The 22,472-nt window shown below is 61.3% G+C and carries 13 protein-coding genes and 1 pseudogene; 1 reads left to right on the forward strand and 13 read right to left on the reverse strand.

From position 1 onward, the window contains the following. Positions 1–70: 70 nt before the first annotated feature. From tuf to rplJ, 9 genes and pseudogenes are all read right to left on the reverse strand, one after another. The gene (tuf, locus tag CBB91_RS06185) at positions 71–1,261 is read right to left on the reverse strand and encodes an elongation factor Tu (RefSeq protein ID WP_272983375.1); all 1,191 of its coding nucleotides are present in this window, start codon (positions 1,259–1,261) and stop codon (positions 71–73) included. Positions 1,262–1,312: 51 nt separating this feature from the next. After that, complete coding sequence (gene fusA / locus CBB91_RS06190) at positions 1,313–3,460, reverse strand: elongation factor G (protein ID WP_273012858.1); 2,148 nt, start codon at positions 3,458–3,460, stop codon at positions 1,313–1,315. Positions 3,461–3,550: 90 nt separating this feature from the next. Next, the gene (rpsG, locus tag CBB91_RS06195; protein ID WP_027837381.1) at positions 3,551–4,021 is read right to left on the reverse strand and encodes a 30S ribosomal protein S7; all 471 of its coding nucleotides are present in this window, start codon (positions 4,019–4,021) and stop codon (positions 3,551–3,553) included. 12 nt (positions 4,022–4,033) lie between these two features. Continuing rightward, a complete protein-coding gene (gene rpsL / locus CBB91_RS06200) occupies positions 4,034–4,405 on the reverse strand; it encodes a 30S ribosomal protein S12 (protein ID WP_027837380.1) in 372 nt (123 codons plus the stop codon). 257 nt (positions 4,406–4,662) lie between these two features. After that, a complete protein-coding gene (locus CBB91_RS06205; RefSeq protein ID WP_272983685.1) occupies positions 4,663–4,920 on the reverse strand; it encodes a hypothetical protein in 258 nt (85 codons plus the stop codon). A 96-nt stretch (positions 4,921–5,016) separates the two neighbouring features. After that, the gene (gene rpoC / locus CBB91_RS06210) at positions 5,017–9,237 is read right to left on the reverse strand and encodes a DNA-directed RNA polymerase subunit beta' (protein ID WP_273012861.1); all 4,221 of its coding nucleotides are present in this window, start codon (positions 9,235–9,237) and stop codon (positions 5,017–5,019) included. A 120-nt stretch (positions 9,238–9,357) separates the two neighbouring features. Further along, positions 9,358–13,494: a DNA-directed RNA polymerase subunit beta gene (gene rpoB / locus CBB91_RS06215; protein WP_273012863.1), complete on the reverse strand. Its 4,137-nt coding sequence runs from the start codon at positions 13,492–13,494 to the stop codon at positions 9,358–9,360. A 154-nt stretch (positions 13,495–13,648) separates the two neighbouring features. Continuing rightward, positions 13,649–14,030 (reverse strand): annotated as a pseudogene (gene rplL / locus CBB91_RS06220) (50S ribosomal protein L7/L12). Positions 14,031–14,088: 58 nt separating this feature from the next. Next, positions 14,089–14,604 carry a 50S ribosomal protein L10 gene (gene rplJ, locus CBB91_RS06225; RefSeq protein WP_035551236.1) on the reverse strand — a complete coding sequence of 172 codons (516 nt, stop codon included), beginning with the start codon at positions 14,602–14,604 and terminating at the stop codon, positions 14,089–14,091. 1,917 nt (positions 14,605–16,521) lie between these two features. Here rplJ and CBB91_RS06230 point away from each other — a divergent pair. Further along, positions 16,522–18,609: a TonB-dependent receptor gene (locus CBB91_RS06230; RefSeq protein WP_273012865.1), complete on the forward strand. Its 2,088-nt coding sequence runs from the start codon at positions 16,522–16,524 to the stop codon at positions 18,607–18,609. Positions 18,610–18,998: 389 nt separating this feature from the next. Here CBB91_RS06230 and rplA read toward each other — a convergent pair whose 3' ends face one another. From rplA to CBB91_RS06250, 4 genes are all read right to left on the reverse strand, one after another. Continuing rightward, positions 18,999–19,700 carry a 50S ribosomal protein L1 gene (rplA, locus tag CBB91_RS06235; protein WP_035551226.1) on the reverse strand — a complete coding sequence of 234 codons (702 nt, stop codon included), beginning with the start codon at positions 19,698–19,700 and terminating at the stop codon, positions 18,999–19,001. A 5-nt stretch (positions 19,701–19,705) separates the two neighbouring features. Further along, a complete protein-coding gene (gene rplK / locus CBB91_RS06240; RefSeq protein WP_027837369.1) occupies positions 19,706–20,152 on the reverse strand; it encodes a 50S ribosomal protein L11 in 447 nt (148 codons plus the stop codon). A gap of 232 nt (positions 20,153–20,384) precedes the next feature. Next, complete coding sequence (locus tag CBB91_RS06245) at positions 20,385–20,594, reverse strand: cold-shock protein (RefSeq protein ID WP_035551222.1); 210 nt, start codon at positions 20,592–20,594, stop codon at positions 20,385–20,387. 254 nt (positions 20,595–20,848) lie between these two features. Then, on the reverse strand, positions 20,849–21,700 hold the full coding sequence (locus CBB91_RS06250; protein ID WP_273012868.1) for a M48 family metallopeptidase: 852 nt from the start codon (positions 21,698–21,700) through the stop codon (positions 20,849–20,851). Positions 21,701–22,472: the final 772 nt, after the last annotated feature.

Genomic DNA, 22,472 nt, shown 5'->3' on the forward strand with positions numbered 1-22,472 from the left:
CGCCCCCCAAGAAAAAAGGCCGCCCCGGATGGGACGGCCTTGTCTCGGTCTTGCCTGATGGGGGCAAGTCTTACTTTTTGATCGCGGAGACCACGCCGGCGCCGACGGTACGGCCACCTTCGCGGATCGCGAAGCGCAGGCCCTGGTCCATGGCGATTGGCTGGATCAGCTCGACGTCCATTTTGACGTTGTCGCCTGGCAGAACCATTTCCTTGTCGGCCGGCAGGGTCACAACCCCCGTCACGTCCGTCGTACGGAAGTAGAATTGCGGACGATAGTTGGAGAAGAACGGCGTGTGACGGCCACCCTCTTCTTTCGTCAGGATGTAGGCTTCTGCCTCGAACGTGGTGTGCGGCGTGATGGAGCCTGGCTTACACAGGACCTGACCACGCTCAACGCCTTCACGGTCGATACCGCGCAGCAGCGCACCAATGTTGTCGCCAGCCTGGCCCTGGTCGAGCAGCTTGCGGAACATTTCAACGCCGGTACAGGTCGTTTTCACGGTGTCGCGGATACCGACGATCTCGATTTCCTCACCCACCTTGATGACGCCCTGCTCAACGCGGCCGGTCACAACCGTACCCCGGCCGGAGATCGAGAACACGTCCTCGACCGGCATCAGGAATGGCTTGTCCAGCGGACGCTCTGGCGTCGGGATGTAGTCGTCGACAGCCGCCATCAGCTCGAGAACTTTCTCTTTGCCGATATTGTCGTCGCGGCCTTCAACAGCTGCCAGCGCAGAGCCGGCTACGATCGGAATGTCGTCGCCCGGGAAGTCGTAGGAAGACAGCAATTCGCGAACTTCCATCTCGACCAGTTCGAGCAGCTCTTCATCGTCAACCTGGTCAACCTTGTTCAGGAAGACAACCAGGGCCGGCACGCCGACCTGACGCGCCAGCAGGATGTGCTCGCGGGTCTGTGGCATCGGGCCATCAGCCGCGTTCACAACCAGGATCGCGCCGTCCATCTGGGCAGCACCCGTGATCATGTTCTTGACGTAGTCAGCGTGTCCCGGGCAGTCCACGTGGGCGTAGTGACGGTTTTCCGTCTCATATTCCACGTGCGCCGTGTTGATCGTGATGCCGCGGGCTTTCTCTTCCGGCGCGGAGTCGATGTCCTCATAGGACCGCTTCTCACCACCGCCCTGCTCTGCAAGCGTCATCGTGATCGCTGCTGTCAGCGTCGTCTTGCCGTGGTCAACGTGGCCAATCGTGCCGATGTTGACGTGCGGCTTGTTGCGTTCAAACTTTGCCTTGGCCATCGGGCCTCTCCTTTAGTCTAAATTCAGGGCCGGATATCCGGCCACAATTGCTTAAGAACCAGCGACTTCCGAAATGATCTTCTGGGCTTCGGCACGNGGCACTTCATCATAGTGATCGAAGAGCATCGTGAACTGGGCGCGACCCTGCGACATGCCGCGAAGGTCAGACACGTAACCAAACATGTTGACCAGCGGGACGAAGGCCTTGATCGCGACAGCGTTGCCGCGTGGCTCGGATCCCTGNATCTGACCCCGACGGGAGTTCAGGTCACCAATCACGTCACCCATATAGTCTTCCGGCGTGACAACTTCCACTGCCATGACCGGTTCCATCAGGCGCGGATCGCCCTGGCCTTTCAGTTCGCGGAACGCAGCGCGCGACGCGATTTCGAAGGCGAGAACCGATGAGTCCACATCGTGGAACGCACCATCGACCAGCGTGGCCTTGAAGTCCGTAACCGGATAGCCAGCCAGAAGGCCGTTTTCCTTGGCGCTNTCNAGNCCNTTTTCGACGCCCGGGATGTATTCCTTCGGAACCGCACCACCGACGATCTTGCTTTCGAAGATGAAGCCAGAGCCTGATTCGAGCGGTTCGAACTCCAGTTTGACGCGAGCAAACTGACCGGTACCACCGGACTGCTTCTTGTGCGTGTAGTCGATCTCTGCNCCGCGGCCGATCTTCTCACGGTAAGCCACCTGCGGCTGACCGATATTGGCCTCAACCTTGAATTCGCGCTTCAGGCGGTCGATCAGGATGTCGAGGTGAAGCTCGCCCATGCCTTTCATGATCGTCTGACCGGATTCGTGGTTCGTCTCGACCTGGAAGGACGGGTCTTCTGCGGCGAGGCGCTGCAGACCAACCGACATCTTCTCCTGGTCAGCCTTGGATTTCGGCTCAACCGCGATCTCGATCACCGGATCCGGGAAGGTCATGGTTTCCAGAACGACTGGCTTGTTCGGATCACAGACCGTGTCACCGGTCGTGGTTTCCTTCAGGCCGGCGATGGCCACGATGTCACCTGCGAAGGCTTCCGTGATCTCGTCCTGCTTGTTGGAGTGCATCATGACCATACGGCCGACGCGCTCTTTCTTGCCCTTCGTGGAGTTCATGAAGCTGTCGCCCTTGGAGAGCGTACCGGAATAGATCCGCGTAAAGGTCAGCGTACCCATGTAAGGGTCGTTCATGATCTTGAAGGCAAGACCGGAGAATGGCTGGCTGTCGTCAGCCTTACGCTCGATGTTGCGGACTTCGTCCTCGTCGCCCGGTGCAAAGCCCATGTAAGGCGGCACGTCGAGCGGACCTGGCAGGAAGTCGATCACGGCGTTCAGCATCGGCTGGACACCTTTGTTCTTGAACGCGGAACCACACAGAACCGGCACGAAGGACAGGCTCAGCGTGCCCTTCCGGATCAGCGTGCGAAGCGTGGCTTCGTCCGGCTCGTTGCCTTCCAGATAGGCTTCCATCGCGGCGTCGTCCATTTCGACGGCGATTTCGATGAGCTCAGCGCGCATCTCTTCAGCCTTGTCCTTCAGCTCAGGACGGATGTCGCGGATTTCCCAGCTTGCGCCGAGATCTTCACCGGCCCAAACCCATTCCTTCATGGTGATCAGGTCGACATGGCCTTCCAGCTCGTTCTCAGCGCCGATCGGCATCTGGATCGGAGCCGGGATCGCACCGGTGCGGTCCTTGATCATCTCGACGCAGTTGAAGAAGTCAGCGCCGATCTTGTCCATCTTGTTGACGAACACGATGCGCGGAACCTTGTAGCGGTCAGCCTGGCGCCAAACGGTTTCGGTTTGCGGCTCAACACCGGCGTTCGCGTCCAGCACGCAGACCGCGCCGTCCAGAACAGCCAGGGAGCGCTCGACTTCGATGGTGAAGTCAACGTGTCCGGGCGTATCAATGATGTTGAAGCGGAACTTGGCTTCCTCTGGCGTGTCGCCATAGATGCCAGTCGGCGTCTTGCCGTCTTCGGTGCGGAACCAGAACGTCGTGGTCGCAGCGGACGTGATCGTGATGCCACGCTCCTGCTCCTGCTCCATCCAGTCCATCGTGGCGGCGCCATCGTGGACCTCACCGATCTTGTGAGACTTACCGGTGTAGTAGAGGATGCGTTCGGTCGTGGTCGTTTTACCAGCATCAATGTGAGCCATGATGCCGAAGTTACGATAGCGATCCAGCGTGTATTCGCGGGCCATGAGATAAACCTTCGTGTCTGGTTTCCGGGAGGAAGTTCGGAGCGATTTTCGGGCGCGTTACCCGCAATCGCTCCTCAGTTCCAGTGCTGATTACCAGCGGTAGTGTGAAAACGCCTTGTTGGCGTCTGCCATACGGTGGGTGTCTTCCCGCTTTTTCACGGCGTTGCCGCGGCCCTGGGAGGCATCCATCAGTTCGCCAGCGAGGCGCTCACGCATGGTGTTCTCGTTGCGGCCTGCAGCAGCAGCGGCCAGCCAGCGAATGGCCAGGGCCTGACGGCGCTCAGTACGGACTTCAACCGGAACCTGGTAGGTTGCACCACCAACACGGCGGGAGCGAACCTCAACAGCCGGGGCAACAGCTTCCAGTGCTTCGTGGAAAACCTCGACAGGGTTCTTCTTTGCGCGGCCTTCGACGAGGTCAAACGCACCGTAAACGATACGCTCGGCAACGGACTTTTTACCGTCGCGCATGATCTGGTTCATGAACTTGGAAACAACCACGTCCTTGAACTTCGGATCCGGAAGAACTTGGCGCTTCTCAGCGGAGTGACGACGAGACATGCTTCGGCTTCCTTATTTCGGCTTCTTCGCACCGTAGTGCGAACGACGTTGCTTACGGTCTTTGACTGGTTGGGTATCGAGGGCACCACGCACGATGTGGTAGCGCACACCCGGAAGGTCTTTCACACGGCCGCCGCGGATCAGCACCACAGAGTGCTCCTGCAGGTTGTGGCCTTCACCCGGAATGTAGCACAGCGATTCGAAACCAGACGTCAGGCGAACCTTGGCCACTTTACGAAGCGCGGAGTTCGGCTTCTTAGGCGTCGTCGTGTAAACGCGCGTGCACACGCCGCGGCGTTGTGGGCAGGCCTTGAGGGCCGGTGTCTTGGTACGCGTCGGCTTTGGCTGACGCGGCTTGCGAATGAGCTGTTGAATCGTTGGCATTCGGGCCTTCTGTCTCTTCTGATATCAAATGGCCCGATGGGCCGGTAACGGATTGTGCCCCGAATGCCGCGATTGGCCTCCGGGACGGACGAAAACTTGGGGGCCAGATTGACCGAAACCACCTGTTCCGGTGCGGCAGTCAGCCTTTTCAAGCCTTCCGCCTCTCTGGCGATTGGTGGCGTGTAAGCCTCTCAGGCGCTGGCGTCAAGGGCATGCTGCTGTCTGGCTACAGCTGTTTCGGTGCCGTGACGGTCTGGTCAAAAGGGCAAACCGATCCGCTGCACGCAGGCCGTCTCTGCATCAGACCCCTCACCCGCCCGGAGGCGGGCCTCCAGAGCCGCCAGATCAGGGTCTGTCACCTCCCCTTCCGAAGACTCGAAATCGCCGGTCCGCAACAGGTCGCGGCAGTCGCTGCGGGCCCACGAATCCAGCGTCAGGAACGCAATCACCCCAATGGCCAGCACGGCGCAGGCGGCCCCGATCATGTCTTTCCGGTCAAAATGGCTGTCTCGCATGAGGCACTCCGATGGGTCGGGACTTCCTGCCCCAAACGCAGGAAAGCCTGCCGAAACTGGCAGGCTTTCCAATTGGGTTCAAGCTGGACAGCTGGCCTATTCGGCCGGTGTCTCGGCTTCTGGTGCCGGCAGGGCGGCCGGGGTTTCCAGCGCTTCCTGCTCCTTGGCCGCAGCAGCAGCCCGCTTGGCGCGGAGCTTGTTGTCGCGATCGGCAGCCACGCGGCGGAACTGGCGGATGCCACCACCGGTACCGGCCGGGATCAGGCTGCCGACGATGATGTTCTCCTTGAGACCTTCCAGCGTGTCGACCTTGCCCATGATCGCCGCCTCGGTGAGGACGCGGGTCGTTTCCTGGAACGAGGCAGCCGACAGGAAGCTGCGGGTCTGCAGGGACGCCTTCGTGATACCGAGCAGAAGCGGAATGGCTTTCGCCTCTTCCTGGTCCTTCTTGCGGGACTTACGTACCGCTTCGTTGGCCTGTTCGAACTCGATCACGTCGACATGCTCGCCCTTGATCAGGCCCGTGGAGCCCGGATCGGTGATTTCCACCTTCTGCAGCATCTGACGCACGATGACTTCGATGTGCTTGTCGTTGATCGGCACGCCCTGCAGGCGATAGACCTTCTGCACTTCGTCGATCAGGTAGTTGGCCAGCGCCTCGACGCCCAGCGTCAGCAGGATGTCCTGCGGGGCCGGGTTACCGTCCATGAGGTATTCACCACGCTTGATGAAGTCCCCATCCTGAACGGCAAGGTGCTTGCCTTTCGGCACCAGGTAATCGATCTGCTCCCGATCTTCCTCCAGCGGAACGATGGAGACGCGGCGCTTGTTCTTGTAGTCGCGACCGTAGACGACCTTGCCGTCGACTTCCGCGATGATGGCGTGGTCCTTCGGACGACGCGCTTCGAACAGTTCAGCCACACGCGGCAGACCACCGGTAATATCCTTGGTCTTCGCACCACCGGTCGTGACACGGGCAATCGTGTCACCGGCGGCAATCGTGTCGCCGTCGCCGACAGACAGGATGGCCCCGACGGAGAGGAGATAGACCGCATCGCTGCCATTCGGCAGTTTCACCGGCTCGCCATTGTCGCCAACGATCTGGACGGACGGCTTGATGTCAGCCGACTTGGTCGCAGAGCGCCAGTCGATGATGACGCGCGAGGAGATACCCGTCGCTTCGTCTGTCTCTTCGCGAACGGACACGCCGTCGATCACGTCGACCAGCTTGATCTGTCCACTGACTTCGGAAACGATTGGCTGGGCGAATGGGTCCCAATCGGCGAGCAGCGTACCGGCTGTCACCTTCTCACCGTCTTTCACCATCAGGCGCGTACCATAGGCCGGGCGGAAGGACTGACGGGTACGGCCGTCGCCGTCCACCAGTTCCACCTGCATACGGCGGCCGACAACAACCAGCGTCTTGTCCTTGCGGGTCACGAACTCGGCATCCTTGAAGCGGATCGTGCCTTCGAAGCTCGATTCGACAGAGGACTGGTCCGCCACCTGCGCCGCACCACCGATGTGGAACGTCCGCATGGTGAGCTGTGTACCCGGCTCACCGATGGACTGGGCCGCGATGACACCAACCGCTTCACCGCGGTTGACGACAGTACCGCGCGCCAGGTCACGACCGTAGCACTGGACACAGATGCCGTTCTTGGTTTCGCAGGTCAGTGGCGAACGTGCCTTGATCATATCGACACCGGCCTTCTCGATCGTATCGGCCAGTTCTTCGTCGATATAGGTGTTGGCCGGAACGACCAGCTCGCCGTCGACATTCTTCACGTCCGTAGCCGTCACACGGCCCAGGATGCGCTCTGCCAGGGAGACGACCACGTCGGCGCCTTCCAGGACAGCAGAGATGTCGATGCCATTCTCCGTGCCGCAATCATCTTCGTTGATGATGCAGTCCTGAGCCACGTCAACGAGACGGCGGGTCAGGTAACCCGAGTTCGCCGTCTTCAGAGCCGTATCAGCCAGACCCTTACGGGCACCGTGCGTCGAGTTGAAGTATTCAAGAACGGTCAGACCTTCCTTGAAGTTCGAGATGATTGGCGTCTCGATGATCTCACCCGACGGCTTGGCCATCAGGCCGCGCATACCGGCCAGCTGTTTCATCTGGTTCTTCGAACCCCGCGCACCGGAGTCGGCCATCATGTAGATCGAGTTGACCTGGGCCTTGCGGTCGCCCTTGGCAGCCTGTGCCTCGGCGGCCGAGTCCATCATGGCGTCAGCAACCTTGTCGGTACAGGTCGACCAGGCGTCGACCACCTTGTTGTACTTCTCACCACGCGTGATCAGACCATCAGCATACTGGCGTTCGTACTCGGAAACCTGTTCCTTGGTTGCGTCGACCAGTTTCTGCTTGGCGGCCGGGATGACCATGTCATCCTTGCCGAACGAGATGCCGGCTTTCGCAGCTTCGCGGAAGCCCAGCTCCATCATCTTGTCACAGAAGATCACCGTCGCCTTCTGTCCGCACAGGCGATAGACCTCGTCGATGATCTTGGAGATCGTCTTCTTGGTCATCGTCGTGTTGACGAGGTCAGGCTGGATGCCCTTCATGCGCGGCAGGATGTTGGCGATCATGAAGCGACCCGGCGTGGTGTCGATCACGCGGCGCCACGGATTGCCCTCATCATCCACGCCCTCATACATCGCCTTCACCTTGGAGTGCAGGCTGACGAGGCCGTTGTCGATGGCTTGTTCGATCTCTGCGACGTCCGTGAACATCATGCCCTCGCCCGGCTCGCCATCGCGGTCCAGGGACAGGTAGTAGAGACCCAGAACAATGTCCTGAGACGGAACGATGATCGGCTTGCCGTTCGCTGGCGACAGGATGTTGTTGGTGGACATCATCAGGACGCGCGCTTCCAGCTGGGCCTCAAGGCTCAGCGGCACGTGCACGGCCATCTGGTCACCGTCAAAGTCGGCGTTGAACGCGGCACAGACCAGCGGGTGAAGCTGGATGGCCTTGCCTTCGATCAGCTTCGGCTCGAATGCCTGGATCCCCAGACGGTGCAGCGTCGGCGCGCGGTTCAGCAGAACCGGGTGCTCGCGGATCACCTCGTCCAGGATATCCCAGACTTCCGGCTTTTCCTTCTCGACCAGCTTCTTCGCCGCCTTGACCGTACCGGCCAGGCCCTTGGCGTCGAGGCGCGCATAGATGAACGGCTTGAACAGTTCCAGCGCCATCTTCTTCGGCAGGCCACACTCGTGCAGCTTCAGGCTCGGGCCAACCACGATGACCGAACGGCCGGAATAGTCGACGCGCTTACCGAGCAGGTTCTGACGGAAGCGGCCCTGCTTGCCTTTCAGCATGTCGGACAGCGATTTCAGNGGGCGCTTGTTGGTGCCCGTGATGGTNCGGCCGCGACGGCCATTGTCGAACAGGGCGTCGACNGATTCCTGCAGCATCCGCTTTTCGTTCCGGATGATGATGTCCGGCGCGCGAAGCTCCATCAGGCGCTTCAGGCGGTTGTTCCGGTTGATCACCCGGCGATACAGGTCGTTGAGGTCAGAGGTCGCGAAGCGGCCACCGTCCAGCGGCACCAGCGGGCGCAGATCCGGCGGGATCACCGGGATGACCTGCATGATCATCCATTCCGGCTTGGCGCGCGACATCAGGAAGGCGTCGACCACTTTCAGGCGCTTCGACAGCTTCTTCGTCTTCAGTTCGGACGTCGACTCGGCGAGTTCCTCGCGCAGCGTCTCGGCCAGAACNGGCAGGTCCAGGCCCTGAAGCAGTTCGCGGATGGCTTCCGCACCAATCATGGCGGTGAACGCGTCCTCGCCAAGCTCGTCCTGCTTGTCCATGTATTCTTCTTCGGTGAGCAGCTGCAGCGGCTCAAGCTCGGTCAGGCCCGGCTCGACCACGATGTAGCTCTCGAAGTAGAGCACGCGCTCCACATCCTTCAGCGCCATGTCCAGCAGCGCGGAAATCCGGGACGGCAGCGACTTCAGGAACCAGATGTGGGCAACCGGTGCAGCCAGGTCGATGTGGCCCATGCGCTCNCGGCGCACGCGCGCCAGGGTCACTTCAACGCCGCACTTCTCACAGGTGATGCCGCGATACTTGATGCGCTTGTACTTGCCGCAGAGGCACTCATAGTCCTTCGTCGGTCCGAAGATACGGGCACAGAAAAGACCGTCCCGCTCCGGCTTGAAGGTCCGGTANTTGATGGTTTCAGGTTTCTTGATCTCGCCCGAAGACCAGGACCGGATCTTTTCCGGGCTGGCAATCGAGATCCGGATCGCCTCAAAAGTCGGCGACGGGGTATTCGGGTTGAAAATGCTGGCGACGTCCTGGCGCATGGGTGTCTGCTCCTTGGGTGGGCGGTTGTTATGGGGCTGGCGGGCCCCTGCCCTATGAAATCTCAGTTTCGACCGATCTGCCCCGCCAGTCCAGCGGGGCAGTCCGGTTTGGTATCAGCTCTACTCGGCGGCGACGGGGGCTTCCTCGTCACTATCGCCATCACTTCCTTCCTCGATCAGCTCGACGTTCAGGCCGAGGGACCGCATCTCCTTGACGAGCACGTTGAAGCTTTCCGGAATACCGGCTTCGAACGTATCGTCGCCGCGGACGATGGCCTCGTAGACCTTGGCGCGACCGGCCGTGTCGTCGGACTTCACGGTCAGCATTTCCTGCAGCGTGTAGGCTGCGCCATAGGCTTCGAGCGCCCAGACTTCCATCTCCCCGAAGCGCTGACCACCGAACTGGGCCTTACCACCCAGCGGCTGTTGCGTAACGAGTGAGTATGGTCCGGTCGAACGGGCGTGGATCTTCTCGTCCACCAGGTGGTGAAGCTTGAGGAGATANTTGTAGCCGACGGTGACAGGACGCGAGAACTTCACGCCNGTCCGGCCATCGAACAGGTTGACCTGACCCGAGGAGTCGAGCCCGGCACGTTCCAGCATCGCGTTGATGTCGCTTTCGCGGGCACCATCGAACACCGGCGTTGCCATCGGCACACCATTGCGCAGGTTTCCGGCGAGTTCGATGATCTCGCCATCTTCCCCCGGCAGCTCCTGCTCTTCGCCATAGGCGGTCTTCAGGGCGGCGCGCAGGCCTTCCACGTCATTGTTCTGCTGGAACTCTTCGAGCGCGTTCTGGATGATCCGGCCAAGACCACGGCAGGCCCAGCCTGTGTGGGTCTCGAGGATCTGACCAACGTTCATCCGGGACGGAACGCCCAGCGGGTTCAGCACGATATCGACCGGCGTACCGTCTTCGAGGAACGGCATGTCTTCCTGCGGGTTGATCTTGGAGATAACCCCCTTGTTGCCGTGGCGACCAGCCATCTTGTCGCCCGGCTGAAGCTTGCGCTTCACGGCCAGGAACACTTTGACGACTTTCATCACGCCCGGTGGCAGGTCATCGCCGCGCTGGACCTTCTCAACCTTGTCGTTGAAGCGNGCTTCCAGCTCCTGGATCGANCCGTCGAACTGNTCNCGCAGCGCGTCGAGTTCGGCCTGTGCCTTTTCGGACTTCAGGGCGATATCCCAGAGCTGGGTCTCGGTGAGGTCTTCCAGGGAAGCGGCAGAGATCTTGCCCGGCGTGAAGCCTTTCGGCCCGGCCGCAGCTTCCTTGCCGATCAGCAGGTCGCGCAGACGGTTATAGGTGTTGCGCTCCAGGATGGCCTGTTCGTCTTCCTTGTCCTCCTGCAGCTTCTCGATCTGCTCACGCTCGATCTGAAGGGCACGCTGGTCCTTGTCGATGCCGTGGCGGTTGAAGATGCGGACATCCACAACCGTACCGGCNTCGCCCGGAGGCACACGCAGGGAGGTGTCACGAACATCGGACGCCTTCTCACCGAAGATGGCGCGGAGAAGCTTCTCTTCCGGCGTCATNGGGCTTTCGCCCTTCGGCGTGACCTTGCCGACGAGAATGTCGCCAGCCTTCACNTCGNCGCCCACGGCCNCGANGCCGGCTTCGTCGAGGTTGCGGAGNGCTTCCTCGCCGACATTCGGGATGTCGCGGGTGATTTCTTCCGGCCCCAGCTTGGTGTCACGGGCAGCGACTTCGAATTCCTCGATGTGGATCGAGGTGAAGACGTCATCCTTCACGATCCGCTCGGAGATCAGGATGGAGTCCTCGAAGTTGTAGCCATTCCACGGCATGAACGCGACGAGCACGTTCCGGCCAAGNGCCAGATCACCCAGNTCCGTCGACGGGCCGTCAGCGATGATGTCGTTCTTGGAGACNACGTCGCCCACGCGCACGATCGGGCGCTGGTTGATGCAGGAGTTCTGGTTCGAACGGCGGAACTTNGCCANGCGATAGATGTCGACGCCCGACTTGGAGCCTTCGAGATCTTCGGTGGCGCGAACCACGATGCGCAGCGCGTCGACCTGCTCGACCACACCGGAGCGGCGGGCCGTGATGGCGGCGCGGCTGTCGCGGGCCACAACGGCTTCCATGCCGGTGCCGACGAACGGCGCTTCGGACTGGACCAGCGGCACAGCCTGACGTTGCATGTTCGATCCCATGAGCGCGCGGTTGGCGTCATCGTTTTCGAGGTANGGNATCAGCGAGGCAGCNACCGAGACAACCTGTTTCGGCGACACGTCCATGTACTGGATGTCATCGCGGGAAACCATGGTCGCTTCGCCAGCCACGCGGGCGTTGACGAACTCGTTTTCCAGCTGGCCATCAGCGTCAACCGTCGCATTCGCCTGGGCGATGGAATAGATGCTCTCTTCCATGGCGGACAGNTAAACCACTTCATCGGTCTGCTTGCCGTTCACGACCTTCCGGTANGGGCTCTCGATGAAGCCGTACTTGTTGACGCGGGCATGCGTGGCCAATGAGTTGATCAGACCGATGTTCGGGCCTTCCGGCGTTTCAATCGGACAGATACGGCCATAGTGCGTCGGGTGCACGTCGCGGACTTCGAAGCCAGCGCGCTCACGCGTCAGGCCGCCCGGCCCAAGCGCGGAGAGACGACGCTTGTGCGTGATCTCTGACAGCGGGTTGGTCTGGTCCATGAACTGGGACAGCTGCGANGANCCGAAGAATTCGCGGACNGATGCCACGACCGGCTTCGCATTGATCAGGTCATGCGGCATCACCGTATCAATATCGACAGAGCCCATACGCTCCTTGATCGCGCGCTCCATGCGCACGAGACCGATGCGGTAATTGTTCTCCATCAGCTCACCGACNGANCGAACGCGGCGGTTGCCGAGGTTGTCGATATCGTCGACTTCGCCCTTGCCGTCTTTCAGGTCGAGGATNACCTTCATGACGCCGATGATGTCTTCATGGCGCAGCACGCGCATGTCGTCTGCCGCAGCTTCATAGCCCGGCACGCCGACATTCAGGCGCATGTTCATCTTCACGCGGCCAACAGCGGACAGGTCATAACGCTCCGGATCGAAGAAGAGCTGGCCGAACAGGGCATCAGCCGCTTCCTGGGTCGGCGGCTCGCCCGGACGCATCACGCGGTAGATGTCGGACAAGGCCTCGAAACGGGTTTCGTTCTTGTCCGCCTTCAGCGTGTTGCGCAGCCACGGGCCACGGCCNGAGGCGTCAATGTCGAGCACTTCGATCGTGTCGATGCCATACTCGCGCATNTCGGCGAGCATTTCCTCTTCCAGCATGTCGCCGGCTTCNCCGAAGATCTCACCGGTTTCGGTGTTCACCACGTCGCGGGCCAGGAATTTNCCGACCAGCGCGTCAGACGGCACCAGGATCTCGTCCGTGTTGGCTTCAGCGATACGCTTGGCCTTCAGGGCGGTGATCTTCTTGCCGGCTTCGGCAACAGCCTTGTTGGTTTTCGCGTCGACCAGGTCGAATTCCGGCTTCACCCCTTTCCACGCATCGGCGCGGAATCCGGTGATCCAGCCAGCCTTGTCGAGGCGGTAGATGGAATTGGTGTAGAACAGGTCGAGGATCTGCTCGGTGTCATAGCCCAGCGCGTAAAGCATCGTGGTCGCCGGCAGCTTGCGCTTGCGGTCGATCCGGATGTTCAGAACNTCTTTCGCGTCGAACTCGAAGTCNAGCCAGGACCCGCGATACGGGATGATGCGGGCCGCGAACAGCAGCTTGCCGGACGCATGGGTCTTNCCCTTGTCGTGGTCGAAGAACACACCCGGCGAACGGTGCATCTGGGACACGATCACGCGCTCGGTGCCGTTCACGACGAACGTACCCTTGTCGGTCATCAGCGGGATGTCGCCGAGATAGCATTCCTGCTCTTTCACTTCCTTGACGGAGCGAGCGCCGGTATCTTCGTCAACATCGAACACGACGAGCTGGAGGCGAACCTTCAGCGGCGCCTGATAGGTCAGGTCGCGCTGGACGCACTCTTCCACGTCGAATTTCGGCGTTTCAAATTCGTAAGAGACATATTCGAGCGTCGCCCGCTCGGAGAAGTCAGTGATCGGGAACACGGACTTGAACACACCGCCCAGGCCATCATCCGTCCGCTTTTCAGCGGGCGTGTGCATCTGGAGGAAGTGTTCGTAGCTTTCGCGCTGAACCTCGATCAGGTTTGGCATTTCGATGGCTTCGGGAATGCGCCCGAAGGATTTGCGGATACGTTTCTTTTCCGTGAAGGAGAGTGCCATCCCAGGATCCCATTTTTTGTGTCGNCAGCCACCGGGCTGANNACTNTATCGCCAGAACGCGAGTTCGCGGCGGCCNCNNAATGANACCGCCGCGCAAGNCTTTGANAGNGCANCGCCTCGCGCGAACGCCGCCCGGNTTTGAAGTCGCCGGAGCTTACTTGAGCTCGANNGTTGCGCCGGCTTCTTCGAACTTCTTCTTNAGCTCTTCNGCTTCTNCNTTNGNNGCGCCTTCNTTNAGCNGCTTTNGGAGCNNCTTCNACGAGCTCNTTNGCTTCTTTCAGGCCGAGGGACGGCTGAACTTCGCGGACGAGCTTGATCACGTTGATCTTCTTGTCGCCAGCGCCGGTCAGGATAACGTCGAACTCGTCTTTCTCAGCGGCAGCAGCGCCGCCAGCGTCACCACCTGCGACGGCTGCGACAGCAACCGGAGCAGCGGCGGAAACGCCCCACTTGTCTTCGAGCAGTTTTGCCAGCTCAGCCGCTTCGAGAACGGTGAGGGCGGAGAGGTCTTCGACAATCTTTTCGAGATCTGCCATTTTTCTAATTCCTGTTAGGTTCGGTGTTTGTAGTCTTTAATGTGCGAAAACGGGTGTCTTATGCGGCATCCTTGGAGCCGTAAGCCGACACCACGCGAGCGAGCTGTCCAGCCGGTGCCTGAACGACGCCAGCAACTTTCGTCGCCGGTGCCTGCAGGAGGCCAACAAGCTTGCCACGAAGCTGGTCGAGAGATGGCAGTTTCGCGAGGCTTTCGACGCCATTGGCATCGAGAACTTCCTCACCCATCAACGCGCCGATGATTACGAGCTTGTCATTTTCCTTGGCAAACTCGTCAGCCGCTTTCGCAGCCGCCACCGGATCGGGAGAATAGGCAATCGCCACAGGACCCTGGAACAGGGCCTGGGCGGCATCACCGCCTTTACCGTCAAGTGCGATTTTCGCGAGACGGTTCTTGACCACCTTAAGCTGTGCGCCATCCTTGCGGAGCATGCCGCGCAGCTTGGTCATTTCCGCAACGGTAAGACCGGTATAGTGCGTCACGACGACAGCACCGGACTCGCCAAAAACCCCCTTGAGGGTTTCGAGAGCCACTGTTTTTCCAGCTTTATCCATAGCGGGTCTCCAGTTTGAGGCGCCCGGACCATCCGGCCGCCCTGGTAATCGCCTTCTGGCCGAAGCCTTCCAGCGCCTGCCCAGGGATTGGCCTGCCCGGCTTTTCAACAAAGAGCGCTAACCCCCTGTTTCCGAACCGTTTATACGCCTCACCCCGTCTGCATAGGTGACAGTGGACTGTCTTTATCCCTCCAAATGGTGGGGCCTATGGTCTAGGACAGGAAAACGGGAGGCCCCCGATGCATATCAGAGAACTCCCGTCAAGGGGCGCTTGTTAACGCTTCTTGTGGAACCCTGCAACCCCCCAGAGTCATAAAATGTCAAGGGTGGGCACCAGACCCGGCAGGACGGCCCGTGGCAACGGCAAATTTCGCGTCCGGNAAGAATGACGAGTTTGCGAAATCGGGACTTACAAAGCCTGTGAGTTCTCCACCACGAATCATCNATGCGCACAAGCCTCCCCTATCCCACAAACCNGCTCATCCCCTGNTCCCAATCAAATCAAGCGCTTGCGAAATAGTTCGGGAAACGTGTCCCCCTCCGCCGAGACGGGGCGATACTGGCAGGCATGGAATTCGAGACCGATCCCGATCTGCCGACGCCCGAGCAGCCGAGCGAACTGGAATTGTTTGCCTATCTGATGGTGGGGGATTTGCTGGGGCCGTTNATGGCGCTGGTGGGGCAAGGCCGGGCGATGGCACAGCGGGGGTTTGACCTGTTGCAGACCGCCGAAATGCTGTTGCGCCGGGTGATCTATCTGAAGGCGCTGCGGATCGAGCTGCCCGCCCCGGCCAGCGCTNCGCCTGCTGGCCCCGCCGCCGCGCGCCCGGATGAGACGACCCGCAAAGCCACCAAGCCCGACACGCCCCGCTTCGCACTGATCGAAGCGGAACTGGCCGATGCCACCCGCCCGAAGGATCCGCGCCCGCTGTTGAGACCGGAAGACTGCCCGCGCATCTCGGTGATGGACGAAAACGCCCGCCCCTACATTCCGCCGCCCGAGCCTGAGCCGCGCAGCGTGACCCGCCCAGATTTCGNAACCCGGTACCGGCACCGCGCCCACGCGCTGGCCCGCGCCTTTACCAATCTTGACGGCGAAGCCCAGCGCCTTGCCCGCTGGATCGCCCGGCAAAAGGCCAGGCGCGCAGAGCGCCAAAGCCCGCTCGGCCTGCCGCCCGCGCCGGACGACGCAGAAAAAGCAAAATCCGATCCGGCCTGGCCGGTCCTGTCGGACATCTATCTGCTGGCCGACAGCGTGCTCCACCCCGACACGAGCTGATCCGCATCCGCCTTTGTGAGTCCCCCACAACGCCCTGGCCCCGGCCTGCGGCGGCGAAACTGCTGCGCGCGATNATCTGGTGGNGTCCCCCGTGTGCAAGTGTCGCGTTCGCATCTCCGNAAGAGCGCGCTATAGCCCCGCCCCATGCCTGCCCTGTTCCGACATCTCCGTATGCTTGCGCTCCTGGTCCTCGTGGCCGGTATGGGCGTGCGCGGAACGGTTCCGGCAGGCTATATGGTCGACACGGCTGAGGATGGCGGCGTCATCATCCGCATCTGTGGCGACGGGGTCGGCGCGCTCATGCGGCTCGATCCGGAGGCNGGCACGCTGGAAAAGCTGCCANANGATTACGATCCGGATGCNCCNTCGCATGACAGCGACCTGCCCGATACGGCCACCTGCCCCTTCGCGCTGACNGCCATGTTCGACCTGCCCCAGACGCCNGCCCTGCCANCGCCNGCCGCGTTCGGCCTGCCCCGGCTTGGCGCCAGCCTCTATGTCGTGCCGCTGTCNCAGCGCCCGATCGACACCCGCCTGCCTGCGCGCGGGCCACCCCTCTCTGCCTGATCTGACTTTTCCGACAATTCAATCAGACACCGCCTGACCGCCCCCCCCCGGCAGGCGAAGAGGACTTNCACATGAAACGCATTCTTTCTGCNGGCACGGGCCTGCTCGCCCTGGCCACCTGCCCCCTGCTCGCCGCTGCCGAGACGCCAGACCCGGCGCTTCAGGACGTGATCATCGTCACCGGCCACCGCACCACGACCGCCACGGACTCGGCGCTTTCGCCTGAAGCCGCCCCACTGGACGGCGTAGACATCACGCGCCTCACCGCCCGCACGCCCGGCGCGGCCCGCATCGGCAATGGCGAAATGTCCGGCCAGATGCAGTATCGCGGCCTGTTCGGCCCNCGCCTGAACCTGCGCATTGATGGCCACAGCTTCGCCTCTGGCGGCCCGAACCTGATGGACCCGGCCCTGCATTATGCGCCAACGCCGCTTGTCTCCGCCGTGCACATCGACCGCGGCATCAGCCCGGTCTCCGAAGGCCCCGGCATTGGCGGCGGCGTCGATGCCGTTTTCAAGAAGACCGACTATTCCAATTCGTCGGATGCCAGCCTCGGCTATGATCTGACGATTGGTGGGCGCAGCGTGAATGACAGCGTCTCCACCGGCGGCATCATCGGTGCCGCCACCGATACCTGGCGGGCGAACCTGCTTGGGGCCTACGAAGAAGGCGGCGATACCGAATACAAGGACGGCACGATTGGCGGCTCCGAATTCCAGCGCAGCATCTATGGCCTTGCCACCGGCCTGCGCACCGATCTGGGGGAATTCAGCCTCGACTGGCGTCGCCACAATACCGGCTTTTCCGGCAACCCGCCCTTCGGCATGGACATCCGCTTCGTTGATACAGACGTGCTGAAGGCCAGCTATGAGAAAGCCTTCGGAGACGTGCTGGTCGAAGCGTCTGCCAGCTACACCGACGCCGCACACGGAATGAATACGTTCGACCTGCGCCCGGCCATGATGCAGCGCGAAGCCTTCGCCTATGCCATCACGCGGAAAGCAGACATCGCCGCCACCTTCCCGGCCTTCGGCGGCAGCCTGCAAATCGGCGCAGACACAGCCGAGGAAGACCACAACATCCATGTGGTCGATCCGGGCAATCTCGACAATTTCGTCTACTCCCTGCCAGACATCGTGATCGACCGCACAGGCGCCTTTGCGGAATGGACGGGCGCGCTCGGCGCCTTCAATGCCGAACTTGGCCTGCGCGTCGATGACTATGACGGCACCGGCGGCACGGCGACCTTCGGGGCGGACGCCTCAATGGGCCAGAAGATGCTGGCCGCCAGTTACAATGCCTCTGACCGCAGCACGGACGCGACCACGCTGGACGTCGCCGCCCGGCTCTGGCGTCCGATTACGGATGATCTGACCTGGCGCGTGACACTGGCGCAGAAATCCCGCGCACCATTTTACCTTGAATGGTTCCAGTGGCTCCCGTCCGGCTCCAGCGCGGGCCTTGCCGATGGCAATGTCTATCTGGGCGACCAGTCCCTCGATCCGGAAGTGGCCCTGATCGCGGAGACCGGCTTCGACTATGTGACCGAAACGGCCTATATCCGCCCGACCGTCTACATTCGCCAGATCGACGATTTCATTCAGGGTACGCCCTTTGATGATACGCCGGGCGTGGTCGACTCCATGGAAGAGATGATGGCCAGCATGCATGGCAGCTCCGCGGCCCTCCTGCGCTTCACCAATGTCGAGGCGCGCCTGATCGGCTTTGACCTCGACGCAGGCATCGACCTGCCCGGCCCGCTGCGCGCCGATGCGGTCTTCTCTTATGTGCGCGGGGAGCGCCGGGACATTGACGATGATCTCTATCGCATCGCCCCGCCCAGCCTGACCGCCGGCCTGACCTGGGAAGGCGCCAACTGGTCCACCACGCTGGAAACCCGCGCCGTTGCCGAACAGGACAAGGTATCGGTCACGAACCTNGAAGCGGAAACGCCGGGCTATGTCACGCTCAGCCTGTATGGCGACTGGCAGGTGAATGAGGGTGTGCGCCTGTCGGCAGGCGTGGAAAACCTGCTCNATCAGGTCACGCGCGATCACCTGTCNGGCTACAACCGCAACGCCTGGAGCGACGTCGCCGTGGGCACCCGACTCCCCGGCGCAGGCCGCGGCGCCTTTATCCGCCTGTCCTTCGTGGGCTGATGAATACAATGCCTCTTCCCGTTTCAACCGCACCGCATCTCCGGCGCACGCCGGAGTCTCTTGCGGTCGGCATTGCGGCGTAGCGGCGGGAGACCCCGGCATGCGCCGGGGATACGGCAAACAGGAGAAATCACTCTCACCCTGTCATCCCGGATAAANCCTTCGGATTTTCCGGGATGACAAATTGGTTTGGGCGGGAAGCAAACTGGTGGGTTGCGCTCCGCCAACCCGCCCCGCTCATCATGAGCGCTGATCATGTACGGACTCATCCTGAGCGAAGTCGAAGGATGAACTGGCCGGGGTCGAAGGATTAAGAAGCAAACACGAAAAAGCCCGGCGCATTTCTGCGCCGGGCTTCATTTTGTTCTCTCTCTAATCCGATGTCGGACTTAAGCCGTCTGGTTGACTTCCGCCGTGTCGATCATCACGCCTGCGCCCATTGTGGAGGACAGGGAGATCTTGCGGATGAACTGGCCTTTCGCGCCGGATGGGCGGGCCTTGGACAGCGCTTCGAGGAAGGCTTTGACGTTGGTCTCGATGTCACCTTCGGAGAAGCTGGACTTGCCGATGCCAGCATGGATGATACCGGCCTTCTCGACGCGGAACTCAACCGAGCCGGACTTCGCGTCCTTGACGGCCTGAGCCACGTTCGGCGTGACCGTACCAACTTTCGGGTTCGGCATCAGGCCGCGCGGGCCGAGCACCTTACCGAGACGACCGACAACCGCCATCATGTCCGGAGACGCGATGACGCGGTCAAAGTCCATGAAGCCGCCCTGGATCTTCTCCATCAGGTCCTCAGCGCCGACGAAATCGGCTCCGGCTTCCTTGGCTTCTTCTGCCTTGGCGTCCTTTGCGAACACGGCGACGCGAACGTCCTTGCCGGTGCCCGACGGAAGATTGACCACGCCGCGGACCATCTGGTCAGCATATTTCGGGTCAACGCCGAGGTTCACAGCGATTTCGACGGTCTCGTCAAACTTCGCCTTTGCGTTCGATTTCACCAGAGCAACGGCTTCGGTGATCGTGTAGGCCTTGTCGGCATCCACGGATTCGAGAATTGCGCGGGTACGCTTACCTGGTTTCGCCATGTCGCTTACTCCGTCACTTCGATGCCCATTGCGCGGGCGGAACCGGCAATGATTTTCGAGGCTGCGTCGAGGTCGTTCGCGTTCAGGTCTTCCATTTTCATTTCCGCGATCTCGCGAACCTGAGCCATGGTGACCTTGCCGACCGTCTCATAGCCCGGCTTGTTGGCGCCGGAAGCAGGCTTCTTGCCGAGCTTCAGCTTGGCAGCCTTCTTCAGCAGCACAGTGGCCGGAGGAGACTTCACGACGAAGGTGAAGGATTTGTCCTGATAGTAATCGATCACGACCGGAACGGGCAGGCCCTGTTCCATGTTCTGGGTCTTGGCGTTGAACGCCTTACAGAATTCCATGATGTTGATTCCGCGCTGACCGAGCGCCGGGCCGACAGGCGGCGACGGGTTGGCTTGGCCGGCAGGAATCTGGAGCTTGAGGTGCCCCAGCAGTTTCTTAGCCATATTGTCCTCTCGAACGTTTCAGATGGGGCGGTGGTCTTTCGATCCGCCCGGTTACTTTGGAGGCCCGTGGTCTGGCCCGGCTAGAGGCCTCCCACGGAAGCGGGGCGTATGGCGGATATGCCCTGAAACGTCAAGGGGATGCGGGCAGCCATGCTCCCTGCCCCCCAGACCCAAAAAGGCCGTCCCCTTTCGGAGACGGCCTGTCTGACAAAGTCTGCAAAGTCGTGAAGACTTAAGCAGCTTCGATCGTGTCGACAGCGGTCTTGCCGCTGCGTTTGTCGACAGCTGTCGTGAAGGACACTTTCTGGCCTTCGGACAGGATGCGCATGCCGGCGCGCTCAAGCGCGGTCGCGTGCACGAACACATCATTGGTGCCGTCTTCAGGCTGGATGAAGCCGAAGCCTTTTTGGTCGTTGTAGAATTTTACGGTGCCATTTGTCATGAAACACTCCTGATTGATTGCGGTCCTGCAACATGCGGGTCCGCGGAACACGAATTTTGTTTGGGAGGTCTCTGAAAGGAACAGCCGGGCGATGCCCTTGTGTTCGTTGCCTGATCGTCCGGCGAAAAGTCGAGAAACACACATGGTGCCACGCGCACCAAATAGCAATGGCGCGCCCGCAGCGCTTCAGACGCCAATCCACGAAAAAGCCCGGCTGCGCAGGGCAACCGGGCTCAAATAAAAATCGCAATTGCCTACATCAGGGCNTAGCCCTTGGCATTGATATAGCGCTTCAACTCCTCGGCNCGGCGCAGCGGGTCCGGGTGNGTGGACATGAATTCCACCGGGCGCTGGCCTTCCGATTGGGCGGCCATCAGCTCCCAGAGGCGCACCGACTGGCGCGTGTCATATCCGGCATTGTGCATGTAATCGACGCCCAGCTTGTCAGCCTCCAACTCGTGCCGGCGGCTATAGGGCAGGATCACGCCGAACTGCATCGCCGCGCCGCCCAGCGCGCCGATCGTTGTGCCGTACTTGCGCAGCTCTTCTGACTGGGCCACGGCAATCTGGCCCGCCATCAGGCCGACCTGCGCNGCGGTCGAAACCGACAGGCGCTCAGCGGCGTGGCGGCCCACAACATGGCCCGTCTCATGGCCCAGAACGGAAGACAGCTGGTCGTCATTCTCGGTCAGCTCTGTAATGCCGCGATAGATGCCAACCCGATTGCCAGGCATGACGAACGCGTTGACGTCATCGGTATCAAACACGGCCACGTCCCAATTGGCGTTCGGGTCGATATGGCCCGCTTTGGCCGCGCCTGCGGTGGTGCGTTCCCACACATTCAGAACCTGGTTCTTGAGGCGCGTATTGGACACGACCGGTGTCTGGGATTTCATNTCGGTCCAGGCGGTTGCGGCCATGCTGGCCACTTGATCCTCACCAAACAGGATCAACTGGCTGGACCCCGTTGCCGGATTGGTGGTGCAGCTGGAAATGAAGGGGAACACAGTGCCCGCGGCAATGCCGGTAATCAGCGCGCGGCGTGACAGGCGGACATTCGGCGCCCCGGCCAGCACTTTGCTATCAAATTCGACCAGTTCAGCCATCTCAAATCTCCCTGTCACCTGAGTGGAAACGTTAGCCGTCCCCTCTCAAAAAGCAATCGCACCCCTGCGCGAATGGTTCCCAGATTGAAAGATTCTGCCTGAATTGGCCGTGAACACCGCGTTGCCTACGCGTCCTCGTCCACCGTGTCGCCAGCCAGGATAGCGGCCTGTTGCACCCAACCTTCGCGCACGATTCGGCCGGAGAANTTCAGCTCATGATCCACCCAGACCACATTGTCCGGTGTCCANGCGGCGATCTGATCATAGTGCCAGACACCCATCGCGTTCAGCAATTCCTGGATCTTGGGCCCAATGCCGCCGATCTCTGTCAGATCGTCGGGCGAGTTTTCAACCGGTTTGTCCAGCGCGATCGGGCGCACACCCTTCGGGGCATCATCCGCCTCGTCGAACTCCGCGTCGTCCTCGTCAGCCGCGTCTGCTTCGACCTCGGCGTCCTCTCCATCATCATCGTCCAGTTCCAGCGCGGCGAGAATGGCCCGGCTGGCCTCCTCNGGCGTTGCCACCGCTGACTCTTCTGCCNCTGTGTCAGCGCTGTCTTCTGCGTCGCCCGCAGCCTCCGTTTCCATCACCGGNACGGGNACCTCTTCCGGGAAGCGNTCCTCGATCTCGAAGGTGGGCAGNTCCACATCGGCGTCNGGGTCTGCGGCAACTTCTTCCGGGGCCTGAGGCTCGGACTCGTCCAGTTCCTCGGGNNCATNCAGCACGTCGTCTGCCGTGAAGCCGAANGGATCAGCCACGATCTCGGCCTCAT

The sequence above is a fragment of the Hyphomonas sp. TMED31 genome, from assembly GCF_002172815.1.
GTDB classification, from domain to species: Bacteria; Pseudomonadota; Alphaproteobacteria; order Caulobacterales; family Hyphomonadaceae; genus Hyphomonas; species Hyphomonas atlantica.